The organism is Pseudomonas sp. BC42 (genome assembly GCF_021560055.1).
Taxonomy (GTDB): Bacteria; Pseudomonadota; Gammaproteobacteria; order Pseudomonadales; family Pseudomonadaceae; genus Aquipseudomonas.
On record NZ_CP091067.1, the window covers coordinates 6299170 to 6319134 of the forward strand.

Genomic DNA, 19965 nt, shown 5'->3' on the forward strand with positions numbered 1-19965 from the left:
GGCCTGGCCTTCGTACTCAGTGGTTGAGCTTGAAATCCTTCTCGGCCGCTTCGAAACGCTGAACCATGCCAGCGGTCGGCGCGCCCATCTTGCTCACCAGCAGGATCGCCAGGCTGGCGAAGATGAAGCCCGGGATGATTTCGTACAGGCCCAGCAGAGCGAAGTGCTTCCACAGGATCACGGTGACGGCACCGACGATGATCCCGGCCAGCGCGCCGTCGCGGGTCATGCCTTTCCACATCACCGAGATCAGCACCACAGGACCGAAGGCGGCGCCGAAACCGGCCCAGGCATAGCTCACCAGGCCCAGTACGCGGTTTTCCGGGTTGGCCGCCATGGCGATGGCGATCAGCGCCACCACCAGCACCATGGCGCGACCGACCCATACCAGTTCCAGCTGCGAGGCGTGCTTGCGCAGGAAGGCCTTGTAGAAGTCTTCGGTCAGGGCACTGGAGCACACCAGCAACTGGCAGCTCAGGGTACTCATTACCGCCGCCAGGATGGCCGACAGCAGCACACCGGCAACCCACGGGTTGAACAGCAGCTTGGCCAGTTCGATGAACACCCGCTCAGGGTTTTCGCTCACAGGGCCGGCCACGTCCGGATGCGCCGAGAAGTAGGCGATGCCGAAGAAGCCCACGGCCACGGTGCCACCCAGGCACAGGATCATCCAGGTCATGGAGATGCGACGAGCGTTGGCGATCGATTTCACCGAGTCCGCCGCCATGAAGCGCGCCAGGATGTGCGGCTGACCGAAGTAGCCCAGGCCCCAGCCCATCAGCGAGATCACGCCGATGAAGGTGGTGTTCTTGAGCATGTCGAAGTTGGTCGGGTCCTGAGCCTCGATGGCCAGGAAGGTGGTGTCGACGCCACCGGTGGCCAGCAGCACGATGATCGGGGTCAGCAGCAGGGCGAAGATCATCAGGGTGGCTTGTACGGTATCTGTCCAGCTCACTGCCAGGAAACCACCGACAAAGGTGTAGGCAATGGTCGCGGCCGCGCCGGCCCACAGGGCTGTCTCGTAAGGCATGCCGAAGGTGCTTTCGAACAGACGGGCGCCGGCAACGATGCCCGAGGCGCAATAGATGGTGAAGAACACCAGGATCACCACCGCAGAGATGATCCGCAGCAGGCCGCTCTTGTCTTCGAAACGGCTGGAGAAGTAGTCCGGCAGGGTCAGGGCATCGCCGTTGTGCTCGGTCTGTACCCGCAGGCGACCGGCCACGAACAGCCAGTTAAGGTAGGCGCCGACGATCAGGCCGATGGCGATCCAGCTTTCCGACAGACCAGACATGTAGATGGCGCCCGGCAGGCCCATCAGCAACCAGCCACTCATGTCGGAAGCACCGGCGGAAAGCGCGGTCACCACGCTGCCCAGGCTACGGCCGCCCAGAATGTAGTCGGAAAGGTTGTTGGTGGAGCGATAGGCCATGAAGCCGATCAGCACCATTGCTGCGATGTAGATCACGAAGGTGATCAGGGTGGGATTGCTTGCACTCATTGAGTTACGCCCTGGCTTTGTTTTTATGGTGCGGCGGTCACTGCCCGCCGACGCCAAACGATGGTATTTGGCAGACGGTCAGGCGAGCCGCGCATTTATGACTGATGTTTCCCCAGGAAAGCCATCAGCCGATGAACCACCCCAAAAAGGGGTCGGTTGCACCTTGGGCGCGAATCCTATGCAACAAAATGAACAAGGTGCAACCAATTTGCGGCGATTAAGTTGCACCTTGTCGAATAATCGGCTGCCAACGACGCTTTTGCTCCCTTTTGGAGCAAGAAACCGGTTTTTCAGAAGTAAATGCACCATCAGGAGGCAAGCCGGATCAGGCAGGAATTTTATTCCTGACAAGCTGCGGTTTTTTCCGTCCGAAAATGGGTTGCACCCGGTTGCACCTATTTCAGCGCGCGGATAATCTTGCCGCCAGCTGATGCCACACGTGCGTGGCAAACATGAGGATAAAAATATGGCTACCACCACCCTCGGGGTCAAACTCGACGACCCAACCCGCGAGCGCCTCAAGGCCGCCGCGGCCTCGATCGATCGTACGCCGCACTGGCTGATCAAGCAGGCGATTTTCAATTACCTGGAAAAACTCGAGGGTGGTGCAACCCTGTCCGAGCTGAGCAGTGTCACCGCCAAAGACGGCGATGACGCCGGCGAAGTGCAGACCGATCACGCTCACCAATGCTTCCTGGAGTTCGCCGAGAGCATCCTCCCGCAATCGGTGCTGCGCGCGTCGATCACCGCCGCCTACCGTCGTCCGGAGCCGGAAGTGGTGCCGATGCTGCTGGAGCAGGCGCGCCTGCCGGCCGCCACCGCCGAAGCCGCGAACAAGCTGGCGGCCTCGATCGCCGAGAAACTGCGCAACCAGAAGAGCGCCGGCGGCCGTGCCGGTATCGTCCAGGGCCTGCTGCAGGAATTCTCCCTGTCGTCCCAGGAAGGCGTGGCGCTGATGTGCCTGGCCGAAGCCCTGCTGCGCATTCCCGACAAGGGCACCCGTGACGCGCTGATCCGCGACAAGATCAGCACCGGCAACTGGCAGCCGCACCTGGGCAACAGCCCGTCGCTGTTCGTCAACGCCGCGACATGGGGCCTGTTGCTCACCGGCAAGCTGGTGTCGACCCACAACGAGGCCGGCCTGACCTCTTCCCTGAGCCGCATCATCGGCAAGAGCGGCGAGCCGATGATCCGCAAGGGCGTGGACATGGCCATGCGCCTGATGGGCGAGCAGTTCGTCACCGGCGAAACCATCGCCGAAGCCCTGGCCAACGCCAGCAAGTTCGAAGCCAAGGGCTTCCGCTATTCCTACGACATGCTCGGCGAAGCGGCACTGACCGAGCACGACGCGCAGAAATACCTCGCCTCCTACGAGCAGGCCATCCATTCCATTGGCAAGGCCTCCCACGGCCGCGGCATCTATGAAGGCCCGGGCATCTCGATCAAGCTCTCGGCCCTGCACCCGCGCTACAGCCGCGCCCAGTACGAGCGCGTGATGGAAGAGCTGTACCCGCGCCTGCTGTCCCTGACCCTGCTGGCCAAGCAGTACGACATCGGCCTGAACATCGACGCCGAGGAAGCCGACCGCCTGGAGCTGTCCCTGGACCTGCTGGAACGCCTGTGCTTCGAGCCGCAACTGACCGGCTGGAACGGTATCGGCTTCGTGATCCAGGCCTACCAGAAGCGCTGCCCGTACGTGATCGACTACGTGATCGATCTGGCCCGTCGCAGCCGTCACCGCCTGATGATCCGCCTGGTGAAAGGCGCCTACTGGGACAGCGAGATCAAGCGCGCCCAGGTCGAAGGCCTGGAAGGCTATCCGGTCTATACCCGCAAGGTGTACACCGACGTTTCCTACATCGCCTGCGCACGCAAACTGCTGTCGGTGCCGGAAGTCATCTACCCGCAGTTCGCCACCCACAACGCCCACACCCTGTCGGCGATCTACCACATTGCCGGTCAGAACTATTACCCCGGCCAGTACGAGTTCCAGTGCCTGCACGGCATGGGCGAACCGCTGTACGAGCAAGTGGTGGGCAAGGTCGCCGATGGCAAGCTGAACCGTCCGTGCCGCGTGTACGCACCGGTCGGCACCCACGAAACCCTGCTGGCCTACCTGGTTCGCCGCCTGCTGGAAAACGGCGCCAACACCTCGTTCGTCAACCGTATTGCCGACCAGTCGATCTCGATCCAGGAACTGGTGGCCGACCCGGTGAGCCAGATCGAGCAGATGGCCACCCTGGAAGGCGGCTTCGGCCTGCCGCACCCGCGCATTCCGCTGCCGCGTGACCTGTATGGCGCCGAGCGCGCAAACTCCGCCGGCATCGACATGGCCAACGAACACCGCCTGGCGTCGCTGTCCTGCGCGCTGCTGGCCACCGCCCACAACAACTGGAAGGCCGCGCCGATGCTCGGTTGCGCCGCCAGCAACGAAACCCCGGCGCCGGTCCTCAACCCGTCGGACCACCGCGATGTGGTGGGCCACGTCCAGGAAGCCACGGTCGAAGACGTCGACAACGCCATCCAGTGCGCCCTCAACGCCGCGCCGATCTGGCAGGCCACGCCGCCGGCCGAACGCGCCGCAATCCTGGAACGCGCCGCCGACCTGATGGAAGGCGAGATCCAGCCACTGATGGGCCTGCTGGCCCGCGAAGCCGGCAAGACCTTCGCCAACGCCATCGCCGAAGTGCGTGAAGCCGTGGACTTCCTGCGTTACTACGCGGTGCAGGCTCGCAATGACTTCAGTAACGACGCCCATCGTCCGCTGGGTCCGGTGGTGTGCATCAGCCCGTGGAACTTCCCGCTGGCGATCTTCAGTGGCCAGGTTGCCGCCGCCCTCGCCGCCGGCAACCCGGTACTGGCCAAGCCGGCCGAACAGACCCCGCTGGTGGCGGCCCAGGCCGTGCGCCTGCTGCTCGAAGCCGGGATTCCCGAAGGCGTGCTGCAACTGCTGCCGGGCCAGGGCGAAAGCGTCGGTGCCCGCCTGGTTGGTGACGAGCGCGTCAAGGGCGTGATGTTCACCGGTTCCACCGAAGTCGCGCGCCTGCTGCAACGCAACATCGCCGGGCGCCTGGACAACCAGGGCCGCCCGATCCCGCTGATCGCCGAAACCGGCGGCCAGAACGCGATGATCGTCGACTCCTCGGCCCTGACCGAACAAGTGGTCATCGACGTGGTGTCCTCGGCCTTCGACAGCGCTGGCCAGCGTTGCTCGGCCCTGCGCGTGCTGTGCCTGCAGGAAGATTCCGCCGACCGCGTGATCGAAATGCTCAAGGGCGCCATGGCCGAAAGCCGCCTGGGCAACCCGGAGCGCCTGTCGGTGGACATCGGCCCGGTGATCGACGCCGAAGCCAAGGCCGGCATCGAGAAGCACATCCAGGCCATGCGCGACAAAGGTCGCAGCGTGTACCAGATGGCCATTGCCGACAGCGAAGAATGCAAGCGCGGCACCTTTGTCATGCCGACCCTGATCGAGCTGGAAAGCTTCGATGAGCTGCAACGCGAGATCTTCGGCCCAGTGCTGCACGTGGTGCGCTACAAGCGCAAGGACATCGACCAGCTGATCGCCCAGATCAACGCCTCCGGTTATGGCCTGACCCTGGGTGTGCACACCCGGATCGACGAAACCATCGCCAAGGTGGTGGACAACGTCCACGCCGGTAACGTCTACGTCAACCGCAACATCGTTGGTGCCGTGGTCGGCGTGCAGCCGTTCGGCGGCGAAGGCCTGTCGGGCACCGGCCCGAAAGCCGGCGGCCCGCTGTACCTGTACCGCCTGCTGTCGACCCGTCCGGTGGACGCCATCGAGCAATCCTTCGCCCGCGCCGATGCCGCCAACGCTCCGGACCTGCGCCTGCGCGAAGTCCTCGGCAAGCCGCTCAATGCCCTGCAAGCCTGGGCCGAGAGCAACAAGCTGGCGGAACTGGCGACCCTGTGCAAACAGTTCGCCGGCCAATCGCAAAGCGGCATCACCCGGCAACTGACCGGCCCGACCGGCGAACGCAACAGCTACGCCATCCTGCCTCGCGAGCACGTGCTGTGCCTGGCGGACATCGAAGGCGATCTGCTGACCCAACTGGCGGCCGTGCTGGCAGTCGGCGGTTCGGCGGTGTGGCCGGAAAGCGAGCTCAGCAAGGCACTGTTCGCCCGTCTGCCGAAGGACGTGCAGGCACGCATCCAGCGTGTGGCCGACTGGACCAAGGACGAGGTGGTGTTCGACGCGGTCCTGCACCACGGCGACTCTGACCAACTGCGCGGCGTTTGCCAGCAAGTGGCCCAGCGTGCCGGCGCCATCGTCGGCGTCCAGGGCCTGTCCCAGGGCGAGACGGCGATTGCCCTGGAGCGCCTGGTGATCGAGCGCGCCCTGAGCGTCAACACCGCGGCGGCCGGCGGCAACGCCAGCCTGATGACCATCGGTTAAGAGCAGCGACAAGCTGCAAGCTACAAGCGGCAAGTAAGGGTGCAACGCCTTTGCTTGTAGCTTGTAGCTGCTTCTGCCCCTCCATCACCTTCATCAATCTTTCTATTCAGCCTTTATTCACGCGCCTAGACTCGGTCCATTCCCTAACCAACAGGTATGCCGCCATGTCCGAGACGCTGCTCAGTTCCCGCAATCTGGCTTTCGAACTGTATGAGGTGCTCGACGCCGAGGGCCTGACCCAGCGCGAGCGGTTTGCCGAGCACAATCGCGAAACCTTCGATGCCGCCCTGGGCACCGCGCGCAACATCGCCGAGAAGTACTTCGCCCCGCACAACCGCAAGGGCGATGAACACGAGCCGCGCTACGAAGACGGCCAGGCGGTGCTGATTCCTGAAGTGAAACCGGCGGTGGACGCCTTCCTCGAAGCCGGCTTCCTCAACGCCGCGCGCAGTTTCGACGCAGGCGGCATGCAGTTGCCGACCCTGTTGTCCCAGGCCTGCTTCGCCCATTTCCAGGCGGCCAACGCGGCCACCACGTCTTACCCGTTCCTGACCATGGGCGCGGCCAACCTGATCGAAAGCTTTGGCACCGACGAGCAGAAACAACGCTTCCTGCAACCGATGATCGACGGCCGCTTCTTCGGCACCATGGCCCTAACCGAGCCCCATGCCGGCTCCTCGCTGGCCGATATCCGCACCCGCGCCGAACCGGCAGGCGATGGCAGCTACCGGCTCAAGGGCAACAAGATCTTCATCTCCGGCGGTGACCACCCGCTGTCGGAGAACATCGTGCACATGGTCCTGGCCAAGCTGCCGGACGCGCCGCCCGGGGTGAAGGGCATTTCGCTGTTTATCGTGCCCAAGTTCCTGGTCAACGACGACGGCAGCCTGGGGCCGCGCAACGACGTGCTGCTGGCCGGGCTGTTCCACAAGATGGGCTGGCGCGGCACCACCTCCACCGCGCTGAACTTCGGCGATAACGGCCACTGCGTCGGCTATCTGGTGGGCCAGCCGCACCAGGGCCTGAGCTACATGTTCCAGATGATGAACGAGGCGCGGATCGGCGTCGGCATGGGCGCGGTGATGCTGGGTTATGCCGGCTACCTGTATTCCCTGGAATACGCCCGTGAACGCCCGCAAGGTCGCCTGCCGGACAGCAAGGACCCCACCACCGCACCGGTTTCGATCATCCAGCACGCCGATGTGCGACGCATGCTGCTGACCCAGAAAGCCTACGTCGAAGGTGCCTTCGACCTGGGGCTGTATGCGGCGCGGCTGTTCGATGACACCACCACCCTGGCCGACGACGGCGAACGCCAGCAGGCCCACGAACTGCTGGACCTGCTGACCCCGATCGTCAAATCCTGGCCGTCGGAGTTCTGCCTCAAGGCCAACGAGCTGGCGATCCAGATACTCGGCGGCCACGGCTATACCCGGGAATACCCGGTGGAGCAGTACTACCGCGACAACCGCCTGAACCCGATCCATGAAGGCACCCACGGCATCCAGTCCCTCGACCTGCTGGGCCGCAAGCTGGCGCAAAACGGCGGCGCCGGGCTCAAGCGCCTGATCCGCCTGATCGCCGAGACCGGCGAGCGGGCCCGCGCCCATCCGTCGCTGGATGCCCTGCGCCAGCCTCTGGAGCAACTGGTGTCGCGCCTGCAGGGCGTGACCCTGGGTCTGCTGGGGGATCTGGCCACTGGCAAGGTCACGGCGACCCTGGCCAACTCGGCGCTGTATCTGAAGGCCTTCGGTCACGCGGTGATCGGCTGGCGCTGGCTGGAACAGGCGATCAGGGCCGAGGAAGGACTGGCCCGGGAAGTGGCGGCGGATCGGGATTTCTATCGGGGCAAGCTGCAGGCCGCGCGCTACTTCCTGACCTGGGAAGTGCCGGCCTGCCAGCATGAGCTGACCCTGCTGGAAGCACGGGACGCCACCTGCCTGGAGATGCAGGACGCCTGGTTCTGAGGCCCAGGCGACCTGACACACCGCGGCGCGCAGCTCGCTGGCAAGCCAGCTCCTACCAGAACTTTCACTCCACACCCGTAGGAGCCGGCTTGCCGGCGAAAGCGTCAGGCCTGGCACTACGCGGCGCGCAGTTCGCTGGCAAGCCAGCTCCTACCAGAACTTTCACTCCACACCCGTAGGAGCCGGCTTGCCGGCGAAAGCGTCCGGCCTGGCATTGCGCGGCGCGCAGTTCGCTGGCAAGCCAGCTCCTACCAGAACTTTCACTCCACACCTGTAGGAGCCGGCTTGCCGGCGAAAGCGTCCGGCCTGGCACTACGCGGCCCGAGGTTCGCTGGCAAGCCAGCTCCTACAGGCTGGTCAGTGCAGCTTGAAACCACCCACCTGGCGCACCAGATCCTCGGCCAGGCGCTGCAGGGTCCGGCAGTCTTCACGGCAGCCATGCACTTCGGCCGCCGTGGCCCGGGCCAGATCGGAAATTCCCTGCACCGTGCGGTTGATCTCTTCGGTCACCGTCGACTGCTGCTCCGTGGCCGTGGCCACCTGCTGATTCATGTCGCTGATGCGCTCCACCTGCCCGGTGATCGCGGTCAGCGAGGCGCCGGTGCGCTGGCTGGATTCAACGCCGGTGCCGGTCGCCGTCTGCCCGGCATGCATCGAGGACACCGCGTTCTCCGCGCCTTGCTTGAGGCCCTGGATCATTTGCTGGATTTCATCGGTGGAGGTCTGGGTGCGCTGGGCCAGGGTGCGCACTTCATCGGCGACCACGGCAAAGCCACGGCCCATCTCGCCGGCCCGGGCCGCTTCGATGGCGGCGTTGAGGGCCAGCAGGTTGGTCTGTTCGGAAACCCCGCGAATCACCGCCAGCACCTGGTCGATGGAGGCCACCTGTTCCGCCAGCTCGCTCACGGCGCCGGCGGCCAGGGCAATATCCCCGGACATGCTTTCGATATGCCGGATCGAGCCGCCCACCACCTCCCGGGCCTGCAAGGCTTCGTCCCGGGCCGCCTGGGAAGCGTCCGCCGCTTGCCCCGCATTGCGCGCAATGTCCTGGACCGTCAGGCCCATCTGGTGCACCGCGGTGGCCACCGTGTCGGTCATTTCCTGTTGCTGTCCGGAGCGCTCGGCGGTGTTCTCCACCACCGCCGCCACCTGGCTCACCGAGGAACGCAGGCGTTCGGTGGTGGCCAGCACCTCGCCGATCATGCCGCGCTGGCTGTCGAGGAAGCGGTTGAACCCCCGCGCCAGGTCCCCCAGTTCGTCGGCGCGGCTGGCGTCCAGGCGCAGGGTCAGGTCACCGCCACCGCTGCCGATGGCCACCAGCCCCTCGGTCACTTGCCGGACCGGACGCACCAGGCCACGGGCCAGCAGCACCACCAGCAACAGGCAGACCGCGGCAATGCCCAGGCCGATCAGGCTGGTGAGCCAGATCGCCCGATGCGCCTCGGCGTAGATCTGCTCCTGCGGCACCTCGGCCACCAGGCTCCAGCCAAAGCCGCGCAGGGGCAGGCTCAGGGCCAGGTAGTCTTCGCCGTCACGCTCGAAATGACTGCTGGTCAGCCCGTCGTGCCCCATCAGCGCCTCGGCGGCGGTCGCGCCGATCTGCTCGGACAACTGTCGCTTGCCGCTGAATTCGGCGTCCGGATGGACCTGGATCAAACCATCGCTGCGCACCAGAAACACCCGGCCGCGCTCGCCAAAGCTGTAGTCGTGAATCAGCTTCGACAGCTCGGTCATGCGCAAGCCCAGGCCGGTGACGCCCACCAGCGCACCGTCCTTCTCGACCCGGTAGTTGATGAACAGCGCCAGCTCGCCGCTGGCAACGTCGATATCGATGTTCAGCACTCGCGGCTTGCCGCTGTCGATAAAGCGATAGAACCAGGCGTCCTTGGGATTGTCCCGGCTGAGGGTCCGGTCCAGGCCTTTCTGGTTGTAGTAATGATGGCTGAGCGGGCTGGCCATCATGGTGGTGAACGCCTGGTTCTCGGCGCGGATGTCTTCCAGGTAGCTGATGAAGCTCTGCGCCCGAGCCGGGTCTTCGCCCGCCGCCAGCCAGTCGCGCAGCATGCCGTTGCCGGCCAGGTCCCGGGCGGCGGTCAGCGGCTGGGTGAGAATGCGCTCGATATCGTTGCGCATGGCTTCGATGCTCGAAGGTAGCGCCCTGTCCACCAGATAGTTCTGGGTCAGGTGATTGATCAGTACCGTGTAGATGGCTACTACCACCAGCAGGCTGACCAACAGGGCCGACCCCATGCTGAGGATCAGCTGCCATTGAATACTGCGTCGCCAGAATTGCATGGAACACCTCTTTCTTATGGTTATAAGAGGCTGAGATACCGCGCCAGCCGCGGGAAGCTGTATACAAACATTGACCCTGCTTGTCCAACCCGTTACCCGTCGGCTGTGTGCACTTCCATCAATTCTGTTGAATGGTCTTGGCGATCACCTCGACGGTGGCGCTCACCTGCTCCTCATAACGGGCCAGTTCCTGGGCATGGCGCTTTTGCATCTCGATCTGCTGCGAGCACAGGTTCATCGCCGCCAGCACCAGCAGGCGCTCGCCAATCAGCGTCGGGTATTTCTTCTTGGTGTCGGCCAGGGCCGCCTTGAGCATCAGCGCGGCGTCCATGAGGGTCTGCTCCTCACCGGCCGGGGCCTTGATCGAGTAATCCTCGCCCAGGATCGAGATCACCTTCACCCCATCGATATGGTGTCTCATGGGTTGGCCGGGCTCGCACTGACGCGCTCAACCAGGGCCTGGATGCGGGCTGCGGTCGCGCCTTGTTTCTCTTCCTGTTCCATCAGGCTCAATTGCAGGCTTTCGTTTTCATCCTTGGCCTGGGCCAGTTGTTCCTTGAGGGCTGCGTTCGTGCCGAGCAGCTCCTGGTTCTGTAGCACCAGGTCGCTGACCAGCTGTTCCAATTGGCTGAGGGATGCTTCCAACATTTTGATCTTCCGGGCTTTTTGCAAAGGGCGCGTACGATAAAGAAAAGTCACCTTGGATACCAGGGTTATCCAGGCGCAAGGCCTTGATTTTACTGGCGATGACCCTTCCGCGAGAGCTGCTAGAGACTGTCATTCGCCCCGTGGGTTCCTGACGCTCCGTCGGGCCGTCGGGACTTTTCTGAAATTTCCCAACGAGCACTCAGACTTTTCTGAAACTGCTCCTGACGATTCAAGAAGCATTTTTTCAACGCGATAGCACAGGTACTTCCCAGCCCCACACGCGCAAGCTGCGCACATCCGAGGTAGGTTCAATGTCCCTGCGTACCCTGAATATCGCTCCGAGGGCATTCCTCGGTTTTGCCCTGATAGGTGGCTTGATGCTGTTTCTGGGGATCTTTGCCCTGAACCAGATGAGCAAGATCCGCGCGGCGACCGAACGCATCACCCAGGACACCATCCCCAGCATCAAGAGCGTCGACGACTTCACCCAACTGAGCCTGCGCCTGCGGGTCCAGGCCTATCGACTGCTGCTCAACCGCGACCCCGAGGAACAGCAAAAGACCCTGGACTCCATCAGCCAGCGCAACCAGAAGATCGATGAAACCCGGGCCCGCTACCAACAGCTCATCAGCAGCCCCGAGGAAAAAGCCGCTTACGATCAGTACCTGGAGCTGCTGAGCCACCACCGCCAACTGGAAGCCCAGTTGATCGAGCTGTCGCACAACAACCAGCTCGAAAGCATGCAGCAGTTGCTCAACACCGAACTGATGGCCAGCGCCGAAAAGATCAACGCCCTCCTCAACCAACTGGTGGAGATCAACACCCAGTACTCCCAGGCCGCCGATCAAGACGCGGCCGAGCAATACACCACCGCCTTCAATCTGGTGGTGAGCCTGCTGGTACTGGCCAGCGCCCTGACCCTGCTGTTCGCCTGGCGACTGATTCGCAGCATCACCCTGCCGATCGCCAACGCCCTGCATGCCGCCGAAACCATCGCCGAAGGCAACCTGACCCAACCGATCACCGTGGATGGCCGCGACGAAGCCGGCCGCCTGTTGCAGGCCATGCTCACCATGCAGGAAAAGCTGCGGGACACCCTGCAACGCATTTCCGCCTCCGCCGGCCAGCTGGCCTCGGCGGCCGAGGAACTCAACAGCGTCACCGACGAAAGCGCCCGCGGCCTGACCCAGCAGAACAACGAGATCGAACAAGCCGCGACGGCGGTCAATGAAATGACCAGCGCCGTGGAAGAAGTGGCACGCAATGCCGTCAGCACCTCCGAAGCCTCGCAGAACGCCACCCAGTCCGCCGGGGACGGACGGGACATGGTTCAGGAAACCGTCGCCGCCATCGAGCGCATGACCGGCGACGTGCAAAGCACCGCCAGCCTGATCGGCGATCTGGCCAACGAGTCGCGAGACATCGGCAAGGTGCTGGACGTGATCCGCGGCCTGGCCGACCAGACCAACCTGCTGGCGCTCAATGCCGCCATCGAAGCCGCCCGTGCCGGCGAGGCCGGCCGCGGCTTTGCCGTGGTCGCCGATGAGGTGCGCGCCCTGGCCCACCGCACCCAGCAGTCCACCAGCGAAATCGAACGCATGATCGGCAGCATCCAGAGCGGCACCGAACATGCCGTGGACTCCATGCGCAACAGCACCGAACGCGCCGAGTCGACCCTGAACATCGCCCGTGGCGCCGGTCTGTCCCTGGACACCATCAACAGCGCCATCATCGAGATCAACGAACGCAACCTGGTGATCGCCAGCGCCGCCGAGGAACAGGCCCAGGTGGCCCGGGAAGTGGACCGCAACCTGGTGAACATCCGCGACCTGTCGGTGCAATCCACCACCGGGGCCAACCAGACCCGCTCCGCCAGCAGCGAATTGTCGGGCCTGGCCGTGGACCTGAACAATCTGGTGACCCGGTTCCAGCTGTAACACCCCCCCTTGCGTCCTGCTCCAGCCCTCTAGTGCGGGGGCTGGAGCCAGGGGTAGCGGCGCTTGGCGCTGCCGGGGCGGTGCATGGGCGGGCGGCTAAATCCGCGGCGTGACTCAAGACTTTAGTCGTACGACCGATATGTCACGGTAGATCAGTCTCAAGCCCCGCACGGATGCGCCCTTTTTGGTACTCACCATGTCCCTTCGTAATATGAATATCGCTCCGCGGGCCTTCCTCGGTTTTGCCATGATCGGCGGCTTGATGCTGATCCTCGGGGTGTTCGCCCTGAATCAGATGAGCAAGATCCGCGGTGCCGCCGAGGACATCACCCTGAGCAGCGTGCCGAGCATCAAGAGCCTCGACGAATTCACCCAGCTGACCCTGCGCCTGCGGGTGCTGTCCTACCGTTTGCTGGTCAACCGCGAGCCGGATGTGCAGCAAAAGACCGTGGAACTGCTGGAGATGCGCAACCAGCAGATCCGCACGGCCCAAACGACCTATGAAAAGCTGATCAGCAGCCCGGCGGAAAAAGCCGCCTATGACCAGTACGTGCAGTTGCTGGGCCAGTACCGGCAGATCGAAGAGCGGATGAAGAGTCTGTCCCGCAGCAATCAGGTGGACGAGTTGCGCAACCTGCTCAACACCGACCTGCTGAACAACTCCGAAGCCATGAACACCGTGCTCAACCGCCTGCTGGAGATCAACACCCAGCAGACCCTGGACACCAACCAGCAAGCCGCCGAGCAGTACTCCTCGGCCTTCGCTCTGGTGGTGGGCCTGCTGGTGCTGGCCACCGCCCTGACCCTGCTGTTCGCCTGGCTGCTGACCCGCAGCATCACCCTGCCGATCGCCAACGCCCTGAGCGCCGCCGAAGAGATCGCCGAAGGCAACCTGACCCGGCCGATCCGGATCGACGGCAGCGACGAGGCCGGGCGCCTGTTGCAGGCCATGGCCAAGATGCAGGAAAAACTGCGCGACACCCTGCAACGCATCTCCGGCTCCGCCGGCCAACTGGCCTCGGCGGCCGAGGAACTCAACAGCGTCACCGACGAAAGCGCCCGTGGCCTGACCCAGCAGAACAACGAGATCGAACAAGCCGCGACGGCGGTCAATGAAATGACCAGCGCCGTGGAAGAAGTGGCCCGCAACGCCGTCAGCACCTCCGAAGCCTCGAAGAACGCCACCACCTCCGCCGGCGACGGTCGCGACCTGGTGCAGGAAACCGTGTCCGCCATCGAGCGCATGAGCTCGGACGTACAGAGCACCGCCAGCCTGATCGGCGATCTGGCCAACGAGTCGCGGGACATCGGCAAGGTGCTGGACGTGATCCGCGGCCTGGCCGACCAGACCAACCTGCTGGCGCTCAATGCCGCCATCGAAGCCGCCCGTGCCGGCGAGGCTGGTCGCGGCTTTGCCGTGGTCGCCGATGAAGTGCGCGCCCTGGCCCACCGCACCCAGCAGTCCACCAGCGAAATCGAACGCATGATCGGCAGCATCCAGAGCGGCACCGAACATGCCGTGGACTCGATGCGCAACAGCACCGAACGCGCCGAGTCGACCCTGAACATCGCCCGTGGCGCCGGTCTGTCCCTGGACACCATCAACAGCGCCATCATCGAGATCAACGAACGCAACCTGGTGATCGCCAGCGCCGCCGAGGAACAGGCCCAGGTGGCCCGGGAAGTGGACCGCAACCTGGTGAACATCCGCGACTTGTCGGTGCAATCGTCCACCGGCGCCAACCAGACCAGTGCAGCCAGCAACGAGCTGTCGCGCCTGGCCGTGGACCTCAACAGCCTGGTGGCGCGCTTCAGCCTTTGAAGCACCGGGCCAGGCTCGGCAAAGACCCGGCGCACAGCACGTGCGCCGGATCGGCCGGTGCCATTGAAAGCTTTTTGACAGCGGCACATTTCAACAGGTTAGAATCGCTGGCACGCAGACTGCATGGTCAGTTTGCGCCCGCCTTTTTCACCCTGGAGTACTGCCTTTGAATGCGACGACCATCAACAGCCTGTTCTTGATCGGCGCGTTGCTGGTAGGTGCGAGCATTCTGGTGAGTTCACTGTCCTCCCGGCTCGGCATCCCGATTCTGGTGATCATCCTCGCCGTGGGCATGACCGCCGGGGTCGACGGCGGCGGCATCATCTTCAACAACTACCCGACCGCCTACCTGGTGGGCAACCTGGCCCTGGCCGTGATCCTGCTGGACGGCGGCCTGCGCACCCGGGTGGCGAGTTTCCGCGTGGCCCTGTGGCCGGCGCTGTCCCTGGCCACGGTGGGGGTGCTGATCACCACCGGGCTGACCGGCATGGCCGCGGCCTGGCTGTTCGACCTCAACCTGATCCAGGGCCTGCTGATCGGCGCCATCGTCGGCTCCACCGACGCCGCGGCGGTGTTCTCGCTGCTGGGGGGCAAGGGCCTCAACGAACGGGTCACCGCCAGCCTGGAGATTGAGTCCGGCAGTAACGATCCGATGGCGGTGTTTCTCACCGTGACCCTGATCGACATGCTCGCCAGCGGCCACACCGGCCTGCACTGGGGCCTGCTGGGGGACCTGGTCCGCGAATTCGGCATCGGCGCGGTGATCGGCCTGGGCGGCGGCTGGCTGATGCTGCAACTGGTCAACCGCATCCACCTGGCCAACGGCCTGTACCCGATCCTGGTGATCGCCGGCGGCCTGGTGGTCTTTGCCCTGACCAACGCCCTGCACGGCAGCGGCTTTCTGGCGGTGTACCTGTGCGGCCTGATGATCGGCAACCGCCCGGTGCGCAGCCGCCACGGCATCCTGCACATGCTCGACGGCATGGCCTGGCTGGCACAGATCGGCATGTTCCTGGTGCTGGGGCTGCTGGTCACCCCCCACGACCTGCTGCCCATCGCCCTGCCGGCCCTCGGCCTGGCGCTGTGGATGATCCTGTTCGCCCGGCCGCTGTCGGTGCTGGTGGGCCTGGCGCCGTTCAAGGCCTTCCACGGCCGGGAAAAGGCCTTTATCTCCTGGGTCGGCCTGCGCGGCGCGGTGCCGATCATTCTCGCGGTGTTCCCATTGATGGCCGGGCTGCCCAACGCCCAGCTGTACTTCAACCTGGCGTTCTTCATCGTGCTGATCTCGCTGCTGGTGCAGGGCACCAGCCTGCCGTGGGTGGCCAAGTGGCTGAAGGTCACGGTGCCGCCGGACCCGGCGCCGATCTCCCGATCGGCCCTGGAAGTCCATGTCACCAGCGAGTGGGAGATGTTCGTCTACCGCCTGGGAGCGGAAAAGTGGTGCATCGGCGCCGCCCTGCGGGAGCTGAAGATGCCCGAAGGCACGCGGATTGCCGCGCTGTTTCGCGGCCAGCAACTGCTCCATCCGTCGGGTAGTACCGTGCTTGAGGCCGATGACTTGCTGTGCGTGATCGGCCATGAACACAACCTTCCGGCCCTGGGCAAACTCTTCAGCCAGGCGCCGGAGCGCGGGCTGGACCTGCGCTTCTTCGGCGACTTCGTCCTCGAAGGCGACGCCCAGCTGGGCGCGGTGTCGGCGCTCTACGGGCTCAAGCTCGACGGCCAGGACGCGGACATGCCGCTGGGGGCGTTCATCGCCCAGAAGGTCGGCGGTGCACCGGTGGTCGGCGACCAGGTGGAGTGGAACAACACCATCTGGACCGTGGCGGTGATGGACGGGAACAAGATCGGCAAGGTGGGCGTCAGATTCCCCGAAGGAAGTCGCCCCGGCCCCGGCCTCTTCCTCTAAACTGCGGAGCGCGTCGGACCTGGTCGCGACGCGTCCCCCCATTCCTATTTGCTTGACCGACTTCTATGCCTAACCTGCGTAAATTCTTCGCTGTTGCCCTGCTGGGCCTGAGTCTCTCTGTCGGCGCCGCACAGGGCGGCGATCCGCCCAGTGCCGAGTCGGTCCAGCAAAGCCTGGACAAGATCGCCGAACGCAAATTGCCGGAAGCCGATCAGAAGGCCCTGCAGACCCTGCTGCAAAACACCCTGAATCAGCTGAACAACAAGCAGGACTACGAGCGACGCCTCAGCGACCTGCGCCAGCAGTTGAGCAACGCGCCGCGCCAGACCACGGAAAACCAGCGGGAACTGGCACGCCTGAAGGCCAGCAAAGTGGTGCCGGTGGCCCAGCGCTACGGCTCGCTGGCGGTGTCGCAACTGGAGCAACTGCTGAGCGAACGCACCACCCTGCAAGGGGAGCTGCAAAAGGCCCTGGCCGACGCCAACACCCTGACCATCACCGCCCAGACCCGGCCCGAGCGGGCCCAGGCGGAAATCAGCAGCAGCCAGACCCGCATCCTGCAGATCAACGCCGCACTCAAGTCCGGCAAGGACGGCGGCAAGCTGCTCGGCGCCGATCAACGCAACCTGCTGAATGCCGAACTGGCGGCGATCAACGCCCTGATTCCCCTGCGCCGCCAGGAATTGGCGGGCAACAGCCAGTTGCAGGATCTGGGCAGCAGCCAGCATGACCTGCTGATGGAAAAGACCGCGCGCCTGGAGCAGGAAATCCAGGACCTGCAGACCCTGATCAACCAGAAGCGCCTGGCCCAGTCCCAGGAAACCGTGACCCAGCAGTCCATCGAGGCGCAGAAGGCCGGAAGCAGCAGCCTGCTGGCCACCGAAAGCGCCACCAACCTCAAGCTCTCCGACTACCTGCTCAAGAGCACCGACCGCCTCAACGAACTGACCCAGCAGAACCTGCAGACCAAACAGCAGCTGGACAGCGTGACCCAGAGCGATGCGGCCCTGGACGAGCAGATCAACGTGCTCAAGGGCAGCCTGCTGCTGTCGAAGATTCTCTACAAACAGAAACAGGCCTTGCCACGCCTGAAACTGGACCGCGACCTGGCGGACGAAATCGCCGATATCCGCCTCTATCAATTCGAGGTCAACCAGCAGCGGGAACTGCTGGGCAGCCCCAGCACCTACGTCGACAACCTGCTCAAGAGCCAGCCGCCGGAGCAGGTCACGCCGCAACTGCGCCGGACCCTGATCGACCTGGCGATGACCCGCGCCGATCTGCTGGAGCGCCTGAACCGCGAACTCAGCGCCCTGCTCAACGAGTCCATCACCCTGCAGCTGAACCAGAAGCAGTTGCTGAGCACCTCCCAGAGCCTGCGGGCGACCCTCGACGAGCAGATGTTCTGGATCCCCAGCAACAAGCCCCTGGACGCCGAGTGGCTGCAGGAAGTGCCCCAGCGCCTGCAGAAACAGGTCACCACCCTGCCCTGGGCCTCCAGCCTCAGTGAACTGACCGACGGCCTGGCGCAGCGGCCGTTGCTGTTCCTGCCCCTGGCGCTGCTGATCGGCGCCCTGCTGTGGCGGCGCAAGAACCTCTACGCGCGCCTGAGCAAGGTGCACAAGGACATCGGCCACTTCAAACGCGACAGCCAGTGGCACACGCCGCTGGCGATCCTGGTCAACATTCTCCTGGCGATGCCGGTGACCCTGGGCCTGGCGCTGTGCGGCTATGCCCTGCAGATCGACGCCCGGGGACAGAACGCCAACCTCGGCGCGGCGCTGCTGCAGATCGCCCAGGCCTGGCTGGTGTTCTACACCGCCTATCGGATCCTCGCCCCTGGCGGCGTGGCGGAACTGCATTTCCGCTGGGAAAAACCCCAGGTGGAATTCCTCCAGGGCTGGGTCCGCCGCCTGGGGCTGGTGGTCCTGGCGCTGGTGGCCGTGGTGGCCGTTGCCGAGCACCAACCCGCGGCCCTGGCCGATGACGTGCTGGGCATCGCCGTGGTGCTGACCTGCTACGGGCTGATGGCCTGGCTGCTGAGTCGCCTGCTGCTGAGCAGCCCGGCCCACGAGAATGCCTCGCTGTTCCGCAAGGCGGTGGGCCTGCTGTTCACCCTGCTGCCGATCGCCTTGTTCATCGCCGTGTGCTTCGGCTACTACTACACCGCGCTCAAGCTCAGCGACCGCCTGATCAACACCCTGTACCTGCTGATGTTCTGGCTGGTGATCGAGGCCACCTTCGTTCGCGGACTCGGGGTTGCGGCGCGGCGCCTGGCCTACCAGCGGGCCCTGAGCAAGCGCCAGGCGGCCAAGGAAGCCGGGGAAAGCGGCGACGCGGTGGTCGAAGAGCCGACCATGGACATCGAGAAGGTCAACGAACAGTCCCTGCGCCTGATCCGCCTGGCCCTGCTGGGCGGCTTCATCGCCGCACTGTACTGGGTCTGGTCGGACCTGATCACGGTGTTCTCCTACCTGGACAACATCACCCTCTACGAATACACCAGCGGCACCGGCGCCAACATGAGCATGGTGCCCATCAGCATCGGCGATGTGATCGGCGCACTGATCATTGTCGGCATCACCTTCGCCCTGGCGCGCAACCTGCCAGGGCTCCTGGAAGTGCTGGTGCTGTCCAAGCTGAACCTGGCCCAGGGCAGCGCCTACGCCACCACCACCCTGCTGTCCTACGCCATTGCCGGGGTCGGCTTCGTCTCGACCCTGGCCACCCTCGGCGTCAGTTGGGACAAGCTGCAGTGGCTGGTGGCGGCCTTGTCGGTAGGCTTGGGTTTCGGCATGCAGGCGATCTTCGCCAACTTCATCTCCGGCATCATCATCCTGTTCGAGCGGCCGGTGCGCATCGGCGACACCATCACCATCGGCAACCTGTCGGGCACGGTGAGCAAGATCCGCATCCGCGCCACCACCATCACCGACTTCGACCGCAAGGACATCATCGTCCCCAACCAGACCTTCATCACCGGGCAACTGATCAACTGGTCGCTGACCGACACCGTGACCCGGGTGACCCTCAAGCTCGGCGTCGACTACGGCTCGGACCTGGACCTGGTGAAAGAGCTGCTGCTCAAGGCCGCCCGGGACAACCCGCGGGTGCTCAAGGAGCCGGAGCCCCATGTGTACTTCCTCAACTTCGGCGAAAGCACCCTGGACCACGAACTGCGCATGCACGTTCGCGAACTGGGGGACCGCAACCCGGTGGTGGACGAGGTCAACCGCTTCATCAACCGCGAGTTCAAGAAGCAGCACATCAACATCTCGTTCCGGCAGATGGAGGTCTACCTGAAGAACCTCCACGGCCAGGAATACAAGATGGTGCCCATCGAGCCGGAGGCCAAGACCATCGTCCCGGTGGCCGAAGGCAAGCCGCTGCAGGAACCGCCGCCAAGCAAACTCGACTAAGGCCTCTATCCCTAGCAGAATGCTCGGACATTCTGCTGGGAGATGGC

The 19965-nt window shown here is 64.4% G+C and carries 10 protein-coding genes; 6 read left to right on the plus strand and 4 right to left on the minus strand.

Going from position 1 to position 19965, the window contains the following annotated elements; translation table 11 throughout:
- Positions 1 to 16: 16 nt before the first annotated feature.
- Positions 17 to 1501, minus strand: a complete 1485-nt coding sequence (gene putP / locus L1O02_RS28495; protein ID WP_060837204.1) for a sodium/proline symporter PutP — start codon at positions 1499 to 1501, stop codon at positions 17 to 19.
- 466 nt (positions 1502 to 1967) lie between these two features.
- On the opposite strand from putP, the gene putA reads away from it, so the two are divergent.
- Together putA and L1O02_RS28505 are read left to right on the plus strand one after the other, a co-directional pair.
- Positions 1968 to 5921, plus strand: a complete 3954-nt coding sequence (gene putA, locus L1O02_RS28500; RefSeq protein WP_060842288.1) for a trifunctional transcriptional regulator/proline dehydrogenase/L-glutamate gamma-semialdehyde dehydrogenase — start codon at positions 1968 to 1970, stop codon at positions 5919 to 5921.
- Positions 5922 to 6085: 164 nt separating this feature from the next.
- Positions 6086 to 7888 carry an acyl-CoA dehydrogenase gene (locus L1O02_RS28505; protein ID WP_060837202.1) on the plus strand — a complete coding sequence of 601 codons (1803 nt, stop codon included), beginning with the start codon at positions 6086 to 6088 and terminating at the stop codon, positions 7886 to 7888.
- Between the two features lie 357 nt (positions 7889 to 8245).
- On the opposite strand, the gene L1O02_RS28510 is transcribed toward L1O02_RS28505, so the two are convergent.
- From L1O02_RS28510 to L1O02_RS28520, 3 genes are all read right to left on the minus strand, one after another.
- Complete coding sequence (locus L1O02_RS28510) at positions 8246 to 10183, minus strand: methyl-accepting chemotaxis protein (protein ID WP_235759143.1); 1938 nt, start codon at positions 10181 to 10183, stop codon at positions 8246 to 8248.
- Positions 10184 to 10301: 118 nt separating this feature from the next.
- Positions 10302 to 10604, minus strand: a complete 303-nt coding sequence (locus L1O02_RS28515) for a cell division protein ZapA (protein ID WP_060837200.1) — start codon at positions 10602 to 10604, stop codon at positions 10302 to 10304.
- Positions 10601 to 10831, minus strand: coding sequence for a hypothetical protein (locus L1O02_RS28520; protein WP_016962666.1), 231 nt, complete (start codon positions 10829 to 10831; stop codon positions 10601 to 10603). Before L1O02_RS28520 ends, L1O02_RS28515 begins: the two co-directional genes overlap by 4 nt.
- A gap of 311 nt (positions 10832 to 11142) precedes the next feature.
- Here L1O02_RS28520 and L1O02_RS28525 point away from each other — a divergent pair, with 311 nt between their 5' ends.
- From L1O02_RS28525 to mscK, 4 genes are all read left to right on the plus strand, one after another.
- Positions 11143 to 12768 carry a methyl-accepting chemotaxis protein gene (locus L1O02_RS28525; protein ID WP_235759145.1) on the plus strand — a complete coding sequence of 542 codons (1626 nt, stop codon included), beginning with the start codon at positions 11143 to 11145 and terminating at the stop codon, positions 12766 to 12768.
- Positions 12769 to 12964: 196 nt separating this feature from the next.
- Positions 12965 to 14590, plus strand: coding sequence for a methyl-accepting chemotaxis protein (locus L1O02_RS28530; RefSeq protein ID WP_082729808.1), 1626 nt, complete (start codon positions 12965 to 12967; stop codon positions 14588 to 14590).
- A 166-nt stretch (positions 14591 to 14756) separates the two neighbouring features.
- The gene (locus L1O02_RS28535) at positions 14757 to 16499 is read left to right on the plus strand and encodes a potassium/proton antiporter (protein ID WP_060842284.1); all 1743 of its coding nucleotides are present in this window, start codon (positions 14757 to 14759) and stop codon (positions 16497 to 16499) included.
- A gap of 65 nt (positions 16500 to 16564) precedes the next feature.
- On the plus strand, positions 16565 to 19918 hold the full coding sequence (mscK, locus tag L1O02_RS28540; RefSeq protein ID WP_060837196.1) for a mechanosensitive channel MscK: 3354 nt from the start codon (positions 16565 to 16567) through the stop codon (positions 19916 to 19918).
- Positions 19919 to 19965 lie beyond the last annotated feature (47 nt).